The organism is Pseudomonas sp. ERMR1:02 (genome assembly GCF_002277815.1).
Classification (GTDB): Bacteria; Pseudomonadota; Gammaproteobacteria; order Pseudomonadales; family Pseudomonadaceae; genus Aquipseudomonas.
Genome location: NZ_NKJI01000008.1, coordinates 14,799 through 32,153, shown reverse-complemented (window position 1 = coordinate 32,153; position 17,355 = coordinate 14,799). Strand labels below are relative to the sequence as shown.

General features: G+C 59.1%; 15 protein-coding genes and 1 pseudogene. 11 read left to right on the top strand and 5 right to left on the bottom strand.

Annotated features, from left to right (window positions below; all coding sequences use genetic code 11):
• Window positions 1–272: 272 nt before the first annotated feature.
• The 5 genes from adk (at window position 273) to CES87_RS16080 (ending at window position 3,960) form a co-directional block, all read left to right on the top strand.
• Complete coding sequence (gene adk, locus CES87_RS16105) at window positions 273–920, top strand: adenylate kinase (protein WP_128606902.1); 648 nt, start codon at window positions 273–275, stop codon at window positions 918–920.
• A gap of 111 nt (window positions 921–1,031) precedes the next feature.
• Window positions 1,032–1,706, top strand: coding sequence for a tRNA (adenosine(37)-N6)-threonylcarbamoyltransferase complex dimerization subunit type 1 TsaB (tsaB, locus tag CES87_RS16100; protein ID WP_128606901.1), 675 nt, complete (start codon window positions 1,032–1,034; stop codon window positions 1,704–1,706).
• 234 nt (window positions 1,707–1,940) lie between these two features.
• Window positions 1,941–2,243, top strand: a complete 303-nt coding sequence (locus tag CES87_RS16090; protein ID WP_128606900.1) for a hypothetical protein — start codon at window positions 1,941–1,943, stop codon at window positions 2,241–2,243.
• Window positions 2,243–3,103 carry a DUF72 domain-containing protein gene (locus CES87_RS16085; RefSeq protein ID WP_128606899.1) on the top strand — a complete coding sequence of 287 codons (861 nt, stop codon included), beginning with the start codon at window positions 2,243–2,245 and terminating at the stop codon, window positions 3,101–3,103. The genes CES87_RS16090 and CES87_RS16085 overlap by 1 nt, the downstream gene beginning before the upstream one ends.
• Before the next feature lie 35 nt (window positions 3,104–3,138).
• Window positions 3,139–3,960, top strand: a complete 822-nt coding sequence (locus tag CES87_RS16080; RefSeq protein ID WP_128606898.1) for an oxaloacetate decarboxylase — start codon at window positions 3,139–3,141, stop codon at window positions 3,958–3,960.
• Window positions 3,961–3,963: 3 nt separating this feature from the next.
• On the opposite strand, the gene CES87_RS16075 is transcribed toward CES87_RS16080, so the two are convergent.
• The gene (locus CES87_RS16075; protein ID WP_128606897.1) at window positions 3,964–4,584 is read right to left on the bottom strand and encodes an energy transducer TonB; all 621 of its coding nucleotides are present in this window, start codon (window positions 4,582–4,584) and stop codon (window positions 3,964–3,966) included.
• Window positions 4,585–4,677: 93 nt separating this feature from the next.
• On the opposite strand from CES87_RS16075, the gene CES87_RS16070 reads away from it, so the two are divergent.
• Entirely contained in the window at window positions 4,678–5,460 is a 783-nt protein-coding gene (locus tag CES87_RS16070) for a class I SAM-dependent methyltransferase (RefSeq protein ID WP_128606896.1), read from the top strand.
• Window positions 5,461–5,586: 126 nt separating this feature from the next.
• Here CES87_RS16070 and CES87_RS16065 read toward each other — a convergent pair.
• Window positions 5,587–6,221: pseudogene (locus CES87_RS16065) on the bottom strand (TetR/AcrR family transcriptional regulator).
• A gap of 93 nt (window positions 6,222–6,314) precedes the next feature.
• Here CES87_RS16065 and CES87_RS16060 point away from each other — a divergent pair.
• From CES87_RS16060 to CES87_RS16045, 4 genes are all read left to right on the top strand, one after another.
• Window positions 6,315–7,415 carry an efflux RND transporter periplasmic adaptor subunit gene (locus CES87_RS16060; protein WP_128606895.1) on the top strand — a complete coding sequence of 367 codons (1,101 nt, stop codon included), beginning with the start codon at window positions 6,315–6,317 and terminating at the stop codon, window positions 7,413–7,415.
• Window positions 7,416–7,421: 6 nt separating this feature from the next.
• Window positions 7,422–10,487, top strand: a complete 3,066-nt coding sequence (locus tag CES87_RS16055) for an efflux RND transporter permease subunit (RefSeq protein ID WP_128606894.1) — start codon at window positions 7,422–7,424, stop codon at window positions 10,485–10,487.
• Window positions 10,488–11,115: 628 nt separating this feature from the next.
• Window positions 11,116–11,400 carry a DUF6124 family protein gene (locus CES87_RS16050; RefSeq protein ID WP_128606893.1) on the top strand — a complete coding sequence of 95 codons (285 nt, stop codon included), beginning with the start codon at window positions 11,116–11,118 and terminating at the stop codon, window positions 11,398–11,400.
• 200 nt (window positions 11,401–11,600) lie between these two features.
• Entirely contained in the window at window positions 11,601–12,947 is a 1,347-nt protein-coding gene (locus CES87_RS16045) for a Fic family protein (protein WP_128606892.1), read from the top strand.
• 137 nt (window positions 12,948–13,084) lie between these two features.
• On the opposite strand, the gene CES87_RS16040 is transcribed toward CES87_RS16045, so the two are convergent.
• Both CES87_RS16040 and plsB read right to left on the bottom strand, forming a co-directional pair.
• Window positions 13,085–13,774, bottom strand: a complete 690-nt coding sequence (locus CES87_RS16040) for a DUF4197 domain-containing protein (protein ID WP_128606891.1) — start codon at window positions 13,772–13,774, stop codon at window positions 13,085–13,087.
• Between the two features lie 62 nt (window positions 13,775–13,836).
• Complete coding sequence (gene plsB / locus CES87_RS16035) at window positions 13,837–16,341, bottom strand: glycerol-3-phosphate 1-O-acyltransferase PlsB (protein WP_128606890.1); 2,505 nt, start codon at window positions 16,339–16,341, stop codon at window positions 13,837–13,839.
• Window positions 16,342–16,576: 235 nt separating this feature from the next.
• On the opposite strand from plsB, the gene CES87_RS16030 reads away from it, so the two are divergent.
• Window positions 16,577–16,786 carry a cold-shock protein gene (locus CES87_RS16030; protein WP_128606889.1) on the top strand — a complete coding sequence of 70 codons (210 nt, stop codon included), beginning with the start codon at window positions 16,577–16,579 and terminating at the stop codon, window positions 16,784–16,786.
• A gap of 137 nt (window positions 16,787–16,923) precedes the next feature.
• Here CES87_RS16030 and CES87_RS16025 read toward each other — a convergent pair whose 3' ends face one another.
• Window positions 16,924–17,301, bottom strand: a complete 378-nt coding sequence (locus tag CES87_RS16025) for a hypothetical protein (protein WP_128606888.1) — start codon at window positions 17,299–17,301, stop codon at window positions 16,924–16,926.
• Window positions 17,302–17,355: the final 54 nt, after the last annotated feature.

Sequence of the window (17,355 nt, the reverse complement as noted above, 5' to 3'; positions counted from 1 at the left end):
TCAGGCCTGCGATGCGCGCATCGCAGGCCGATCAAATGGCTGCTGTAAAAGTACGGCGAGGCGACAGTTAATGATGGGGTTGCGACTTGGGGAACCACACCGAAAGGTCACAGGAGGAGGCGGTTTCTCCGACTTTTGGCGGCTTGTGTGGGCGCAGCCTGCTGTGTATCTTGATCAGCCTTTGGCCGTTTGGGCGGTCACGACCCTATTTTTGAGATTGGCCCCAAGAGGCGAATCTGACGTTATCTATATAAAAATTGAGGAGCACATCGATGCGCGTCATTCTGCTGGGAGCTCCCGGGGCCGGTAAAGGTACTCAGGCGAAGTTCATCACCGAAAAATTCGGCATTCCGCAAATCTCCACCGGCGACATGCTTCGTGCAGCGGTCAAGGCCGGCACCGAGCTGGGCATTAAAGCCAAGGGCATCATGGATGCCGGGGGCCTGGTGTCCGATGACCTGATCATCGCCCTGGTCAAGGACCGCATCGCCCAGTCCGACTGCGCCAACGGTTTCCTGTTCGACGGTTTCCCGCGCACCATTCCTCAGGCTGAAGCCCTGGTGGAAGCTGGCGTGGAGCTGGATCACGTACTCGAAATCGCTGTCGATGATGAAGAAATCGTTCAGCGTATCGCCGGTCGCCGTGTTCACGAGGCCAGCGGCCGCGTGTACCACACCGTCTACAATCCGCCGAAAATCGCTGGTAAAGACGACATCACCGGTGAAGAACTGGTGCAGCGCAAGGACGACACCGAAGAAACCGTGCGTCATCGCCTGTCGGTCTACCACGACCAGACCAAACCGCTGGTAGCTTTCTACCAAAACCTGGCAGAAGCCAAAGGCAAGCCGAAGTACAGCCACATTGCTGGCGTCGGCTCGGTTGAAGTGATCACCGGCAAGGTGCTTGAAGCACTGAGCTGAAAAGACTGATCGGCTTCATCATCTACGGCCCGCTTGCGGGCCGTAGTTGTTTATACTGACTCACTTTTTTCTGATCACTCTTTTTTCTACCCCTTTCTTACGGAAACATCGATGAGCACCTTGCTGGCCCTGGACACCGCGACTGAAGCTTGCTCCGTTGCCTTGCTGCATGACGGCAAAGTCACGAGCCATTACGAGGTGATCCCGCGCCTGCATGCGCAAAAGTTACTGCCGATGATCCAGCAATTGCTGGCCGACGCCGGCACGACCTTGCAGGCGGTCGATGCCATCGCTTTCGGTCGCGGACCGGGTGCGTTCACCGGTGTTCGCATTGCTGTCGGCGTAGTCCAGGGTTTGGCGTTCGCCCTGGATCGCCCGGTTTTGCCGGTATCGAATCTGGCCATATTGGCTCAGCGCGCGTACCGCGAACACGGTGTCAGCCAAGTCGCTGCAGCTATCGATGCGCGCATGGACGAAGTGTATTGGGGCTGCTACCGCGCGACGGCGGGGGAGATGCGGCTGGTTGGCCAGGAAGCGGTGTTGCCACCGCAAGTGGCAGCATTGCCGGCCGACGCCAGCGGCGAATGGTTCGGCGCAGGCACGGGTTGGGGCTATGCCGAACGCATCGCCGTCAGCCTGAGCGGGCAGGATGCGGGCATGCTGCCCCACGCCGAAGACCTGCTGACACTGGCGCGGTTTGCATGGGAACGCGGCGAGGCGATCGTGGCGGATGAGGCGCAGCCGGTTTATTTGCGCGATAAAGTGGCGACGCCCAAGGCACGTTAATCCGCAACACCGAGTTGTCCCATTCGCGGGCAAGCCTCGCTCCTACAGGATTCGCGCAAAACCTGTAGGAGCGAGGCTTGCCCGCGAAGGCGATCGAACGGACACAGCCAATCGTCGTTTTCTAACCCCTGCTTTTAAACCTTTTGTCTTTTATGTGTTCTAGTTATCACTCGGCGGTTTGCGAAGTGGAATATGCGCCACTAAACTGCCACCACTGATACCGAGCATGCACTTATGCGTATAGACGGCATTTCCTCTCAGTCCTACCCCATCAAGCGCAAGCCTCGCAATGGCAATGTGGTGGAAGACGAGTCCGTCGATATCGAAGGCGAGCTGGAGTTTCCGTCCGAAGAGCAGATGGCCGCCCGTGCCAAAGCCGCTGCACAACGCCTGAGCAATCTCCCCGCCCGTCAGCAGGACATGCTTTACCATCGTGCCATGAGCAAAAGCGTGGCGATGGCCCTGGCCAGCTACCTGAGCACCGCCGGTTTCGTCGACTGGGATGCAGAGGTGCTGGGCCTCGATCTGTACATCTGATGTTGCTGCCGTATTACCTCGGCTGCCCGTCCTGGAGTGAAAACGCCTGGCGCGAGTACCTGTATCCGCCAGATGCCAAGCCCGCCGAATTTCTCAATCTCTATTCCCAAGTATTCAACGCCGTGGAAGGCAATACGACCTTCTACGCGAGCCCGGCTGCCAGCACCGTGCAGCGCTGGGCCGAAACCTTGCCCGAACACTTTCGCTTCACTGCCAAGTTCCCTGGCGATATCAGCCACGGCGGTGACCTGCGCGAACAACTGACCGCTGCCGAAACCTTCACCCAATTGCTCAGGCCGCTCGGCGAGCGGGTGTCGCCGCTGTGGTTGCAGCTGTCGAAAAACTTCACACCACAACGCTTGCCCGAGCTCGCCGGATTTATCGATGCTCTGGAGCGGCCCCTGGCGGTGGAAGTGCGGCATGATGATTTTTTTGCCAAGGGCGACAGTGAGCGGATGCTCAATCGCCTGCTGCTGGATCATGGTGTCGAACGCATTTGTCTCGATCCGCGCGCGCTGTTCAGCTGCATCTCTACCGATCCTTCAGTACTCCACGCCCAATCGAAAAAGCCCAGGGTCCCGCCGCGCCCGGCGGCGTTTACTCAATTCCCCCAAGTGCGCTTCATCGGCCATCCGACGCTTGAGGCCAACGACCCGTTTCTGCTGCCATGGGTGGAGAAAATCGCCCTGTGGATCGAAGAGGGCCGCACGCCGTACATCTTCCTGCATACCGCCGACAACGTGCTGGCGGCGAAACTGGCGCAGCGTTTCCATGCCAGGCTGATGCTGCGTTTGCCTGGCTTGCCGGCGCTGCCTGAGCTATACAGAGAACCCGCCACCGAGCAACTTGGCTTGCTCTGAAAGCGGATTCATTCGCCTTTTTCAGGAGCCTGCCAATGGATGCGCAAACCCTTCGAGCCCACGCGTTCAAAGCCTTGCACGAACGCGACGGCGTTTTTGTGATCCCCAACCCATGGGATGCCGGCTCGGCAAAAATGCTCGCCAGCCTGGGCTTCGAGGCGCTGGCAACCACCAGCGCCGGATTCGCCTTTTCCCAAGGACGCCCCGATGGCGGGCTGACGCTGGACGATACCCTGGCCAACGTCCGGGCCATTGTCGCTGCCACCGACTTGCCGGTTGCGGTCGATTTGGAAAACGGTTTTGCCGATGATCCTGCCGAATGTGCCAAAAGCATTTTGCTGGCTGCCGAAGCGGGTGCTGTCGGCGGCTCGATCGAAGATGCCACTGGCCGTGAAGACGCCCCGATCTATTGCTTCGAGCATGCCGTGGCGCGCGTCAAAGCCGCTGTTGCTGCCGCCCGCAGCTTGCCTTTCCCTTTCACGCTGACCGCCCGGGCCGAGAATTTTCTGCATGGCAATCCGGATCTTGATGACACGATTCGACGCTTGCAGGCCTTCGCCGAGGCCGGTGCCGACGTGCTTTACGCACCGGGTTTGCGCAACGCTGAAGACGTATTGGCGGTGGTTCGCGCCGTGGCGCCGAAACCGGTCAACGTGTTGATGTCCGGTGGCTTGAAGCTGACGGTGCAAGAACTGAGCGAAATGGGTGTTAAACGCATCAGTGTCGGCTCGGCGCTGGCACTGGCGGCTTTAGGCGAGTTCTACCGTGCCGCTGAAGAGATTCAGACGTCGGGCACGTTCGGGTTCACGTCGCGGTCCATGCCGTATGCGCAGGCCAATAAGTTCTTCAAAGGCTGAAGATCAGGCGGCGAGGCGCAGGTTCTGCAGGATGATCGGGCGCGCCCAGCCGTTATCGAAATCGAGTTGTTTCTGTTGTTCCACCAGTTCTTCAGCCGAGAACGGCGGGAAAGGCTTGTCCAGCAGATCGAGTTCGAACTCGGCGATTGGCAAGCGCAGCGGACGCGTTTGCGGCGCCGGACCGGCTTCTGGCAACGGCTGGCCGGCGGTCAACACGATCGGGCGCACCCAGCCGCTTTCGAAGTTCTGCTGTTTCTGCTGGGCGACGATTTCTTCAGGCGGGAACGGCGGGAACGGCTTGTCCGCCAAGTCCGTTTCAAACTCGGCAATCGGCAGGAACAGTGGCTCGGGCGGGCGAATCTCATTGTCCTTCACATCGCATTCGCGCTGGGAAACGATGTGCGCCAGCAGGTCGCTGCCAACGGTGGGTTCGACCGGGCTTTCGATATCGACCGGTGGAAAGTTCAGCGATTCAGGCAGCACTTCACCCGACTGTTCGGCCAGTGCTCGGGCAAAGAAATCCTGCCAGATGTGACTGACGCCGCTCAGTGCCTGGGTATTTCGCAAGTTGTAGTCGCCGTAGGGCGAGATAAAACCTGTGATTGTGGGTTGAATGTCTGACATTTCTCTCGGTCGACGCTCAGCTCTGGCAAAATGCTCGATAGTTTTGTTATCGGCCGTTTTTGCCGATCATTAATTTTTTGAGCGTGTTTTCCCATGATTGAGCAACCTGCGGCGTGCCGCATCCATGTCGAAGCCCTGGGCGCGACCTTTCAGCCACAGGCCGAGCACTGGGCCGAGCGCCTGGGCCTGCCGCTGCAGGTGGATGACGGTGAGTTTGCGTTGCAGGTGGGCGAGCAGGGGTTGCAGCTGCAACAGCTCGGCCCGGACGCACCGGGCCCGGTACGAGTGGATTTCGTCGAGGGTGGCGCGGCCCATCGCCGGTTGTATGGTGGTGGCAGCGGGCAGATGATCGCCAAGGCTGTCGGAGTCGCCCAAGGCGTGCGTCCGCGGGTGCTGGATGCCACGGCGGGGCTGGGCAAGGATGCGTTCGTGCTGGCAAGCCTGGGCTGCGAGATGAGTCTGATCGAGCGTCAGCCGTTAATCGGTGCCTTGCTCGAAGACGGTCTGGCGCGAGGAGCAGAGGATTTCGACGTGGCGCCGATCGTGGCGCGCATGCGTTTGCTCAAGGGCAATTCGATCGAGGTGATGCGCAACTGGGAAGGCGAGCCGCCGCAGGTGATCTACCTCGACCCGATGTTCCCGCATCGTGAGAAAACCGCGTTGGTGAAGAAGGAAATGCGCCTGTTCCGGCCGCTGGTGGGCGATGACCCGGATGCACCGGCGTTGCTCGAAGCCGCATTGGCTTTGGCCACCCACCGGGTCGTGGTCAAGCGCCCACGCAAGGCGCCGTGCATCGAAGGGCCCAAGCCCAGTCATGCGCTGGATGGCAAGTCCAGCCGGTATGACATTTATCCGAAGAAAGCACTCAAGCCCTGACTCGACGATGATCGTTCCCACGCTCTGCGTGGGAATGCAGCCCGGGACGCTCTGCGTCCCATTCGAGAGCTGGAACGCAGAGCGTCCCTTGAGGCATTCCCACGCAGAGCGTGGGAACGATCACCGCTAGGGCCGATACGCCCGCATAAACAACCCCACCACTTCCTGCACATGGCTCTCGGCCGCATCACCGGTCAATGGCTCGCCGCAGCCATACAACAACCGGAAATTCGCAGCCCCCTTGAGCAGGCAAAGAAGTGTTCCGCCGCGTTGTGCGGTTTGTCGATGCTCAACGCGCCACTCTGATCGACCTTGCTCAGCAACCGCTCCATGCCAAGCAGCATGCGTTGCGGGCCGGCCTCGAAGAAGATTAGCGAGAGTTTAGGGTCCTGGCTGCCCAGGGTCATGATCAAGCGGTGCAGGTTCACTGATTCATTGCTGTTGATCAGCTGGTGAAAGCCGCGGGCGATGTTAAGCAGCACGGTTTCCACCGCAACGCCCTCTGGCAACTCGAAAAACAGCGTCGGCAACTGCTCTTCGCACTTGGCCACCACGGCGGCGCAGAACAGCGTCTCCTTGTCGTTGAAATGGCTGTAGACCGTCAGCTTCGACACATTGGCCTGCGTTGCGACAGCATCCATTCTGGTGTTGGCATATCCCTTGGTCAGAAACAGCGTTTTCGCTGCGTCGAGGATTGCCTGGCGCTTGGCCAGATCCTTTGGGCGGCCTGGGCCGTTGGGTGCTGAAAGATTGTTCGGCATATGCGCTTTTATTACTGGACTGGTGAGTTTGCTATTAATAACATACTGGTCAGTATAATTATTCAAAGCACCATTAGCGAAAGGTCCTTCACCATGTTCCGCTATGCCTTGCCCCTCGCGTTGCCAATCAGTCTGGCGTTTTTATTGACGGCGTGTGGTCACGAAGAGGCGCCTCAAGTCAGCGTTCGCCCAGCCATGGTGGTGCAGCCAGAGCCTTCGGCCCAGGCAACGGAAAGCTATCCCGGTGAAGTCCGCGCCCGCTATGAGCCGGACTTGGCGTTCCGCATCGGCGGCAAAGTCAGCCGACGACTGGTAGAAGAGGGACAGCGGGTCAAGGCCGATCAACCACTGGCGGAGCTCGATCCTCAAGATGTGCGTCTGCAACTGGAGGCCACCCGCGCTCAAGTCGCCGCCGCCGAGGCGAATCTGAACATGGTGCGCGCCGAGCGTGATCGCTACAAAACGCTGATGGAGCGTCAGATGGTCAGCCGCTCGCAGTATGACAATCAGGAAAATCTCTACCGTTCCGGCGAAGCGCGCCTTAAACAAATCAAAGCCGAATTCAACGTGTCCAGTAACCAGGCCAGCTACGCCGTGTTGCGTGCACCGCAGGACGGCGTCGTGGCCAAGCGGGCGGTGGAAGTCGGGCAGGTAGTGGCCGCAGGGCAAACGGTGTTTACCCTGGCCACCGATGGCGAGCGCGAAGTGTTGATCAGCCTGCCGGAGCAGAACTTCGGCCGCTTCAAGGTCGGTGAGCCGGTCTCGGTAGAGCTCTGGACCCAGCCTGATCAGCGTTTCGCCGGGCGGATCCGTGAACTGTCACCCTCTGCCGATCCTAAGTCCCGTACCTTCGCCGCACGTATCGCTTTCACTGGCGGCAAGGTTCCCGCCGAACTCGGTCAGAGCGCACGGGTGTTCGTGCAGACCGCCGAGGCAGTCCCGCTTTCGGTGCCGCTCTCTGCGCTCACCGCAGAAAACGGCGTGACTTATGTCTGGGTCGTCAGCGCCAACAACACCCTGAAGAAGACCCCGGTGCGGGTCGGCGCCTTCGGTGAGAAAACCGTCCCGGTGCTCGAAGGTCTCAACGCCAGCGACTGGGTGGTGGCCGCTGGCGTCCATGTGCTTCTCGACGGGCAGCAGGTGCGCCCGGTGGATCGCTCCAACCGCGTGGTCAATCTGGCGGACAAGGAGTAATCCCCGATGGGCTTCAATCTTTCCGAATGGGCGCTGCGTAACCGCCAGATCGTACTGTTCCTGATGCTGTTGCTGGCAATCGTTGGCGCACTGTCCTACACCAAACTCGGCCAAAGCGAAGACCCGCCGTTTACTTTCAAGGCCATGGTTATCCGCACCAACTGGCCGGGCGCTACGGCGCAGGAAGTCTCGCGACAAGTCACCGAACGCGTCGAAAAGAAACTGATGGAAACCGGTGAGTACGAACGCATCGTGTCGTTCTCCCGCCCGGGCGAATCCCAGGTGACCTTCATTGCCCGCGACTCCATGCACTCGGTGGACATTCCGGAACTCTGGTATCAGGTGCGCAAGAAGGTCAGCGACATCCGCCAAACACTTCCGCCGGGCATTCAGGGGCCGTTCTTCAACGATGAATTCGGTACCACCTTCGGTAATATCTACGCCTTGACCGGTGACGGTTTCGATTACGCCGTGCTCAAGGATTACGCCGACCGCATCCAGATCCAGCTGCAACGGGTCAAGGATGTCGGCAAGGTCGATCTGCTCGGTTTGCAGGACGAAAAAATCTGGATCGAGCTTTCCAACGTCAAACTTGCCACCCTCGGCTTGCCTTTGGCGGCAGTGCAGCAGGCGCTTGAAGAACAGAATGCGGTGTCCACCGCCGGCTTCTTCGAAACCAGCAGCGAGCGATTGCAGCTACGGGTCTCGGGGAATTTTCAGACAGTCGAAGAGATAAAAAACTTTCCGATCCGGGTCGGTGATCGCACCTTCCGTATCTCCGATGTGGCCGACGTGCGCCGAGGTTTCAATGATCCACCGGCGCCGCGCATGCGCTTCATGGCTGAGGACGCTATTGGTCTGGCCGTGGCCATGAAGGACGGTGGCGACATTCTGGTACTGGGCAAGGCCCTGGAAGTCGAGTTCGACCGCATCCAGAAAAACCTCCCGGCCGGCATGCAGCTGCGCAAGGTTTCCGATCAACCGGCGGCGGTAAAAACCGGTGTCGGCGAGTTCGTCCAGGTATTGGTGGAAGCCCTGGCGATTGTGTTGCTGGTGAGTTTTTTCTCCCTCGGCGTGCGCACCGGCATGGTGGTCGCGCTGGCGATTCCGCTGGTGTTGGCGATGACCTTCGCTTGCATGTACTACCTCGGCATTGGCCTGCACAAGATTTCCCTCGGCGCGTTGGTGCTGGCGCTGGGCTTGCTGGTGGACGACGCGATCATTGCCGTGGAAATGATGGCGATCAAAATGGAGCAAGGCTTCGACCGGATCAAGGCAGCGAGCTATGCCTGGACCAGCACCGCTTTCCCGATGCTCACCGGTACGTTGATCACCGCAGCCGGCTTCCTGCCGATCGCCACCGCGCAATCGGGCACCGGCGAATACACCCGTTCGATCTTCGAGGTCGTCACCATCGCGCTGCTGGCGTCCTGGGTGGCTGCCGTGCTTTTCGTCCCCTATCTGGGGGAAAAACTCCTGCCGGATCTGGCGAAAATTCATGCCGCGAAACATGGCACTGGTCAACCTGATCCCTATGGCACGCCGTTCTATCAGCGCGTCCGACGCCTGGTGGAGTGGTGTGTACGCTGGCGCAAAACGGTCATCGCGCTGACTGTGGTGTTGTTCATTGCCTCCATCGTGCTGTTCCGCTTTGTGCCGCAGCAGTTCTTCCCGGCATCTGGCCGGCTGGAATTGATGGTCGATCTGAAGCTGGCCGAAGGCGCTTCGCTGAGCAACACCGCCGAGGAGGTCAAGCGCCTCGAAGCGCTACTCAAGGACAAAGCGGGGATCGACAACTACGTGGCTTACGTGGGCACAGGTTCACCGCGTTTTTATCTGCCGCTGGATCAGCAACTTCCCGCAGCGAGTTTCGCCCAGTTTGTTGTGCTGGCGAAAACCATCGAGGAGCGCGAAACCCTGCGCACCTGGCTGATCGAAACCCTCAACGAACAATTCCCGGCCCTGCGCTCGCGGGTCACGCGTCTGGAAAATGGCCCTCCGGTTGGCTATCCGGTGCAGTTCCGTGTGACGGGCGAGCACATCGAGGAAGTCCGCGCGCTGGCCCGCAAAGTAGCGGCCAAGGTTCGTGAAAATCCGCACGTGGTCAACGTCCACCTTGATTGGGAAGAACCGAGCAAAGTCGTGTATCTGAACGTCGATCAGGACCGCGCGCGGGCACTGGGCGTGAGCACGGCAAACCTGTCGAGGTTTTTGCAGAGTTCGCTGACCGGTTCCAGCGTCAGTCAGTATCGCGAAGACAACGAGTTGATCGAAATTCTGCTGCGCGGCACCGTGCATGAGCGCACCGAGCTGTCGTTGCTGCCAAGCCTGGCAGTGCCGACCGACAACGGGCGCAGCGTCGCCCTGTCACAGATCGCGACCCTGGAATACGGTTTCGAAGAAGGGGTGATCTGGCACCGTAACCGCCTGCCCAACGTCACCGTTCGCGCCGACATTTACGGCAAGGAACAACCGGCGACGTTGGTGCAACAGATCATGCCGACCCTCGATCCTATTCGCGCCGAATTGCCGGATGGGTATCTGTTGGATGTCGGTGGCACGGTGGAAGATTCCGCGCGCGGGCAGAACTCTGTGAAGGCCGGTGTGCCGCTGTTCATCGTGGTGGTGCTGACGTTGCTGATGCTGCAACTGCGCAGTTTCTCACGCACGGCGATGGTGTTTCTGACGGCGCCGTTGGGCTTGATCGGGGTGACGCTGTTTCTGATGGTGTTCCGTCAGCCGTTTGGTTTTGTGGCCATGCTTGGGACCATCGCGTTGTCGGGGATGATCATGCGTAACTCGGTGATCTTGGTGGATCAGATCGAGCAGGATATCGCTGCCGGGCTGAAGCCTTGGCAGGCGATCATTGAGGCGACGGTGCGGCGGTTCAGGCCGATTGTGTTGACGGCGCTCGCGGCGGTGTTGGCGATGATTCCGTTGTCGCGCAGTGTGTTTTTCGGGCCGATGGCGGTGGCGATCATGGGGGGGCTAATTGTGGCTACGGCGTTGACGCTGTTGTTCTTGCCTGCTTTGTATGCGGCCTGGTTCAGGGTCAAGAAAGAGTCGGTCTAGGTGTTGGACTTGGCGGCCTCGGGGCCGACCAGGCTTTAGGTTGTCGGAGAGGGAGTACATATCCATTCCTGCGGCAACGGCTGCTATTGGTTCCGCTTTTACAGCGGGTCACTTGGAAGAGCCCCAAGTAACCAAGGGCTCTTGCCCCTGTCGTTCGGTGCCTCGCTGGGGCTCGGCATTCCCTCGCTCCGGTCCTGCTCCGTGGGCCCGCCGCGATCGGCCATCCTTGGCCGTGCGCGGCTAACCCGGCATCCATGCCGGGTTGCCCACTGCGCAGAACCTGCGCTCGGCCTCTCGAGGGTGCAAGAAGATCAAGATCAAAAACCAGATCAAAAGCACACGAGGCGGCCTGACAGCCGACCTGATTTCGCAGATGTACCCGATCCCTGTAATTGGATGGACTCGCCCAAGCCAAGGCGGCCTTACAGTCAACGATGTTTGCCACTCAATCAAATCATTCAGAACCTTCCCACAACACTTTCAGGTTGTCCCTAGGAACCACGATCTCTAGCCTTTGTCCGTCGCTGCCAATTCAGCGACCGGGACTGCAAGCCCGAAATTTGTTAGGCGCTAATAAGCGCCGCATCTAAAAATGATGTTGGGCGCTCCAGTCTCAAGGAGTTGCACCATGAACAACGAATCCATAAACCATCCAGAATCTACGCCCGCTGACCAACAGGCGAAAACCACTTACCGCCCCTGTCCAATATTCACCATCCATCCCGGCATAAACTCAGAAACCCTCCTGGTCCACGCCCACGAAACCCTGGCGTCGGCCAATGTAATGGCAACCGAGTTGTCTTCCAGCCTGACCGGCCCGACGTGCAATCTGGTGCTCGGAATCCAGCAGATGATTGTCCTGGCCCAGCTATCGGTGAATCGCGTGCTCGATCAGCTTGATCCGCAGCAATAGCCCAACAAAAAAGCCCGCTGAATCTTTGAAGGTCAGCGGGCTTTTTAATCGGTGAAGATCGTTCTGTCAGTCAAATCGAATCGTGCCCATCGCGAGCAAGCATTGCTCCTACAACTATTTCAGAACCGTCCGATATTGAGACTCGGAGGTCCGGATGTTGTACTCAAAACTCAGTTTCACGAGTTTTTGAGACAGTGCCAATGAAAAAGCCACCCATGCTGAAGGGAAGGTCAGACCCGGTATTTGATCTACTGACGAAGTCGCCGCACAAGGAACGACTCTCGGACTACCTCACTCTACTCAAGCCCCTGGACGATCGGGGGCGCTATCTGCCATTTGAAGATTTGCGGTACCGCTGGGCGGCGGGGCTGGATTCGAATCTGTGTTGGGCCTTGGTCAAGAAGGCCCGGACCGCGCAGTACTCCAGCCTGTTGCCATTGGGTGAGCCGATGCAATGGGGCAACTTCGTGCTGACGCCGTTGGCACAAAAAGCGATTTCCGCTGTGGACCGTCAAACGACGACGGCCGCACTGGAGTACATGACCAGTCAGATCGGCGAGTGCGCGCATTTCAGCTATCTACTCAACGACCTGATCGAAGACGAAGCCATCAGCAGCAGTCAGCTCGAGGGCGCGGCGACCACCACTCGGGTGGCCAAGGACATGCTCAAGCGCCATCGCCTGCCGCGCACACCGGATGAGCGAATGGTGATCGGCAATTACAAGATGATGAACTTCGCTTGGGAAAAACGTTACGAGCCGCTGAGTGTGGAACTGATCATGGCACTGCATCGCGTTGGCGTTGCAGGCATTGATGATGCGCAATATTCACCGGGAAATTTGCGGCTCAATGATGACGTGGTGGTGCAGGACGGACAGGGCAATACGGTTCACGTACCGCCTCCCGCTACCGGCATCGCAGGGCGTTTGCGGGTGTTGTCGATGTGGATCAATCACTCTCACAACAACCCCCATCGGGCGGATTACCTGCATCCGATGATCAAAGGCATCGCACTGCATTTTGCATTGGGTTACGAACACCCATTCCGCGATGGCAACGGCCGCGTCGCGCGGGCGTTGTTCTACTGGTTCATGTTCAAGAATGATTTCTCGGCATTTCGCTACATCGCAATCAGTGTTTTGCTGCGCAATGCGCCGGTGAAGTACGGGCGCTCCTATCTCCATACCGAAGCGGATGACCTGGACCTGACGTATTTCATCGATTTCCAGTGTTCGGTGGTGCTGCGTGCTGTCAGCAGCTTTACCGAGGCTTATAGGAAAAGTCTGGTTAATGCCGAGTGCTTTGATCGATGGTTGTCGGAATCTGGCTTTTTCGACCGACTGACCGGCAAACAGCGGGCGGTGTACCAGGTGGCCAAGAGTGGGATGGCCAAGGAGTTCACAGCGGTCAATGTGAAGGAGAATCTGGGGTGTTCGTACAACACGGCGTCGGCAACGTTGAACGGGTTGGTTGATTTGGAGTTGTTCGAGAAGCGCAAGATGGGGCGGGAATGGGTGTTCTTTTTACGGCCAGCTTCCGCGATCTGATCGTTCCCACGCTCTGCGTGGGAATGCCGCCGGGGACGCTCCGCGTTCCGCTGTCAACGCAGACTTGAGTCCTGCGCACTGTGACGCAGAGCGTCACGGGATGCATTCCCACGCGGAGCGTGGGAACGATCAACAAATCACAACGAACCAAACACCTTCTTCGCCAAACTGGTGGCTGCGGCCGCCGGGTTCTTGCGGATGGTTTCTTCCTGTTTGCCGATCATTTCGAACAAGCCGTTCAGCGCCTGTTCGGTGACGTAGCTTTCGATATTGGCATTTTTCGTATCGACTACGCCCATGGTCGCGGCTTGGCCGGCGAACGAGTTGTATTGTTTGGCCAGGCCGACCTGATCGGTGGCTTGCTTGACGATAGGCAGGAACTTGGCGCGAATCTGTTCGCGGCTGGTTTTGTTCAGGTACTGGGTAGCAGAATCGTTACCGCCACTGAGGATGCCCTTGGCGTCGTCGACGGTCATTTTCTTCACCGCATCGACGAGGATCGGCTGGGCCTGGACCACGGCGGTTTCCGCCGCTTTGTTCATGCTGGCTTCCAGTTGATCGACCTGATCACCCATGCCGAACTGTTTCATTTTGCTGGCGACCTTGCCCAGTTTGCCTGGCAGTTCGATTTTTACGTCCGGGTTGTTGCTGAAACCGCCCGGCGTGCCGAGTTGTTTCACGGCCAATTGCGCGCCTTGGGTCAGGGCATCCTTGAGACCACCGGTGGCGTCTTGTTGCGACAGATCAGAGAGAGACAGCGCCATGGCGCTGGCGCAGATCATCAAGCCTGCACACAGGCCGGCAAAGCGGAGGGTAGGGCGGAGCATGGCAGCTTCCTTAATCATTAGAGAGTTAGTGGACGGCGTTGACACAGGGAGGCTATGGGAATTCAGTCGGGCTGTGCGGGAGCATTGGCTTGATCCGCCGCATCTTCACTGCGATGCAACGCCACCTGCCGGATCGACAAACGAATCTCCGCCGGCAACACCCGTTTGGCCGCGCCCTCGGCCAGTTCGCCGAGCAGTTCGTGATAGCCCAGTTTGCCGGCCTCGTCGCGTTTGAGCGCGTCGAGATCGAGCATGGTCTGGATGAAGTGGCGGAACAGGCTCTTGTCGAAAAACTCCGGAGCGTTCAGGCCATGCAGGATCGACAGGCGCTGGGCCATGACCGTGCACAGGTCTTCCAGTTCTTCGGCGCTGATGCTGTTCTGCCCACTATTGAGCAGCAGGGAAACAGTCATGTAGAAGCGCTGCAAGGTCTGGGCGATGCTTTTCGACAGCAGCGTCAGCAGCACGAAATGTCGCGAACTCGGTGCCGGGCGCAGGTAGACGTCGTTCTCGAAGCGCAGCAGGCCTTGTTCGACAAACGCTTCGAGCCATTGATCAATCACCGCGTCCAGCTCATCCAGCGACCAGCGAATGAATAGCTCGGCTTGCAGGTACGGGTACAGCGCACGGGTGTAGCGCAGGATCTGTTCGCGGTTCATGCGCGACGCGCTCTGGAAGAAGCTCGCCAGCAGCGCCGGCAACGCAAAGATGTGCAGCACGTTGTTGCGGTAGTAGGTCATCAGGACGGCATTTTGCTCGTCCAGATAGAGAATCTTGCCCAGGGCATCGTTCTGTTCGGACAGCAGGTCCATGTCCTTCACGTGCTTGATCAGCGCGCGACCGTCACCGTCCGGCAACGTGGTGTGCGGCGAATACGGAACCTTGCGCAACAGCGCCAGATACAGGTCGAGCACTCGCGCCATCGCCCGATCGTCCAGCGCCAGACGGCTGGTGGACAGCAGCGCCAGGGCCACCAGGTTGACCGGGTTGATTGCCGCTGCTTCGTTCAGATGCTGCGCGACTTTCTCGCCGAGACGGTTGGTGGTTTCGTTGAGCCAGGCCGGTTTGAACTGCGGGCCGAGCTCTTGTTTGCGCCAGTCCGGCTGTTCGCTGTCGAGGAACTCGGCCAGTTTGATCGGCTCGCCGAAGTTCACTGCCACCTGACCAAAACGCTGTTTGAGGGCGCCGATGACTTTGAAAATGTCGAAGATCGATTCTTTCTTCTTGCTCGCCCCGCGCAGTTCCCCTAGATAAGTGCGGCCTTCCAGCACGCGTTCATAACCGATGTACACCGGCACGAACACGATCGGCATGCGCGAGGAGCGCAGGAAGCTGCGCAGGGTGATCGCCAGCATCCCGGTTTTTGGTTGCAGCATGCGCCCGGTGCGCGAACGGCCGCCCTCGACGAAGTACTCCACCGGGAAGCCCTTGGTGAACAGGGTGTGCAGGTATTCGTTGAACACCGAGGTGTACAGCGGGTTGCCCTTGAACGTGCGGCGCATGAAGAACGCACCACCGCGACGCAGCAGGCCGCCGATCACCGGCATGTTCAGGTTGATCCCGGCGGCGATGTGCGGCGGGGTCAGGCCGTTGCGGAACAGCAGATAGGACAGCAGCAGATAATCCATGTGGCTGCGGTGGCAGGGCACGTAGATGACTTCGTAACCTGGGGCGACCTTCTGCACGCCTTCGATGTTGTTGACCTTGATACCGTCGTAGATCTTGTTCCAGAACCAGCTCAGCACCACTTCCATAAAGCGGATCGCGGTGTAGGTGTAGTCCGAGGCGATTTCGTTGCCGTAGCGCAGCGCCTGCGCCTTGGCTTTCTCCGGGGAAATGTTTTCCCGTTCGGCTTCGTCGAGGATCGCTTGCTTGACCAGTGGTTGGTTGACCAGGCCCTTGACCAGATGGCGACGGTGGGAAATGTCCGGGCCGATGACCGCAGCTTTCAGGTTGCGAAAGTGCACCCGCAGGATGCGTTGGGCCATGCGCACGGTGCGCTCGTGGCCTTTGTTGTAGTTAATCAGTTCGCGCAAATGGATCGGCGCCGAGAACTGCACGCGAGTCTTGCGCCCCAGCACAATGATGCTGAGCAAGCGACGCAGACGTCCTGTAACCGCCCAACTATCGGCGAACAGCAACTTCCACGGACTCGATTCGCTGTCTGGCGACTGGCCCCAGAACACGCTGACCGGAATGATCTGCGCATCTTCTGCGGCGTTCTGGCTCAAGGCGCTGACCAGGCGGGTCAGCGTCGGCGGCGCGCCGCGCTTGTCCTGGCGACCGAGCCAGTCCGGGTCTGGTGTGAGGTAGAAGAACGCCGCCGGTTCCAGCAGATTGCCCACCGATACCGGTAGCACCGGGCGCGGCAGGCCAGCCTTGCTGCACTCGGTGTCGACCACGGCGAGGTCAGTCAGCGAAGGGTTTTGCAGGACGTAGAACACCGGGCGACTGCGATCGAGGTTGAGGGTGAACGACGACTGGTTGATCGTCTCCGAGCGAACCCAGAGGTACAGCAGTCGGCGCAGGGTGCCAAACACAAGACGGCGGAGCGGGGAACGGGTCATACGGCATCTGCATGAGTGAGTAAAACCGAGCGTTTGCTCGGGCGGTCGATAGTGTGCCGGATTCACTGAAAATCGGCAAAAAAGCGGCAATTAAAGTCCTGTTGAGAGATTAAACGTCTGTCATATACTCGGCGCTCTGTCGCCGCTGCCCTTCATGGGACGGCATGTGCAGGCTGACGTTCCCGAGGCTTTCCTGCGAAAAGCCCGATCAATAATAAAAAAGGAGTATGAACAGATGGCAACACGTGAAACCGGCAACGTGAAGTGGTTCAACGACGCCAAGGGCTACGGCTTTATTCAGCGCGAAGATGGGGTGGATGTGTTCGTGCACTACCGTGCGATTCGCGGTGAGGGGCACCGATCGCTGAATGAAGGTCAGCAGGTTGAGTACGCGGTAGTTACGGGTGAGAAAGGTTTGCAGGCTGAGGATGTGGTGGGGCTGTAAACCCACCCTTCAGATCACGCAAAACCCCGTAGGAGCGAGGCTTGCCCGCGAAGGCGGTGTGTCAGTCCACATTAATTTTTACTGATACACAGCCTTCGCGGGCAAGCCTCGCTCCTACGGGTTTGCGGCGCGGCGGGTTAAGCAGTTTTCCAGGTGATTTCTTCTTCGCCATCGGCGCTGATGCGCATCCAGCGATCTGCCGTCTCTTCACCTTCTTCCTCGATCCAACTGCCCGGCGCGCAACGCACTTCGACGTTCAGTGCGGCAAACGCGGCGCGGGCGCAGGCGATGTCGTCTTCCCACGGGGTCTGGTCACTTTCCAGGTACAGGCTGTTCCATTTTCCTACGGCTTTGGGCAACCAGGTCACTGGCACGTTGCCGGCTTTGCACTTGTAAGTCTGGCCTTTCTGTACCCAGTCAGTGCACGGGCCCAAGGCCGCGCCGAGCCAGGTGGATACGGCCTTGTGGTCGACGTCGGCGTCTTTCAGGTAAATCTCGATATCGGGCTGGCGCATGGATGTCCTCACTGCGTGTCTGAAAAATCCATTCGCGGATTTAGCCGGTCTCAA

Excerpts from the sequence above, each read along its gene's own strand:
- CES87_RS16025 (WP_128606888.1), bottom strand. The coding sequence starts at position 17,301 with ATGCGCCAGCCCGATATCGAGATTTACCTGAAAGACGCCGACGTCGAC.
- CES87_RS16090 (WP_128606900.1), top strand. The coding sequence starts at position 1,941 with ATGCGTATAGACGGCATTTCCTCTCAGTCCTACCCCATCAAGCGCAAG.
- CES87_RS16060 (WP_128606895.1), top strand. The coding sequence starts at position 6,315 with ATGTTCCGCTATGCCTTGCCCCTCGCGTTGCCAATCAGTCTGGCGTTT.
- CES87_RS16050 (WP_128606893.1), top strand. The coding sequence starts at position 11,116 with ATGAACAACGAATCCATAAACCATCCAGAATCTACGCCCGCTGACCAA.
- CES87_RS16030 (WP_128606889.1), top strand. The coding sequence starts at position 16,577 with ATGGCAACACGTGAAACCGGCAACGTGAAGTGGTTCAACGACGCCAAG.
- tsaB (WP_128606901.1), top strand. The coding sequence starts at position 1,032 with ATGAGCACCTTGCTGGCCCTGGACACCGCGACTGAAGCTTGCTCCGTT.
- plsB (WP_128606890.1), bottom strand. The coding sequence starts at position 16,341 with ATGACCCGTTCCCCGCTCCGCCGTCTTGTGTTTGGCACCCTGCGCCGA.
- CES87_RS16040 (WP_128606891.1), bottom strand. The coding sequence starts at position 13,774 with ATGCTCCGCCCTACCCTCCGCTTTGCCGGCCTGTGTGCAGGCTTGATG.
- adk (WP_128606902.1), top strand. The coding sequence starts at position 273 with ATGCGCGTCATTCTGCTGGGAGCTCCCGGGGCCGGTAAAGGTACTCAG.
- CES87_RS16085 (WP_128606899.1), top strand. The coding sequence starts at position 2,243 with ATGTTGCTGCCGTATTACCTCGGCTGCCCGTCCTGGAGTGAAAACGCC.
- CES87_RS16045 (WP_128606892.1), top strand. The coding sequence starts at position 11,601 with ATGAAAAAGCCACCCATGCTGAAGGGAAGGTCAGACCCGGTATTTGAT.
- CES87_RS16075 (WP_128606897.1), bottom strand. The coding sequence starts at position 4,584 with ATGTCAGACATTCAACCCACAATCACAGGTTTTATCTCGCCCTACGGC.
- CES87_RS16080 (WP_128606898.1), top strand. The coding sequence starts at position 3,139 with ATGGATGCGCAAACCCTTCGAGCCCACGCGTTCAAAGCCTTGCACGAA.
- CES87_RS16055 (WP_128606894.1), top strand. The coding sequence starts at position 7,422 with ATGGGCTTCAATCTTTCCGAATGGGCGCTGCGTAACCGCCAGATCGTA.
- CES87_RS16070 (WP_128606896.1), top strand. The coding sequence starts at position 4,678 with ATGATTGAGCAACCTGCGGCGTGCCGCATCCATGTCGAAGCCCTGGGC.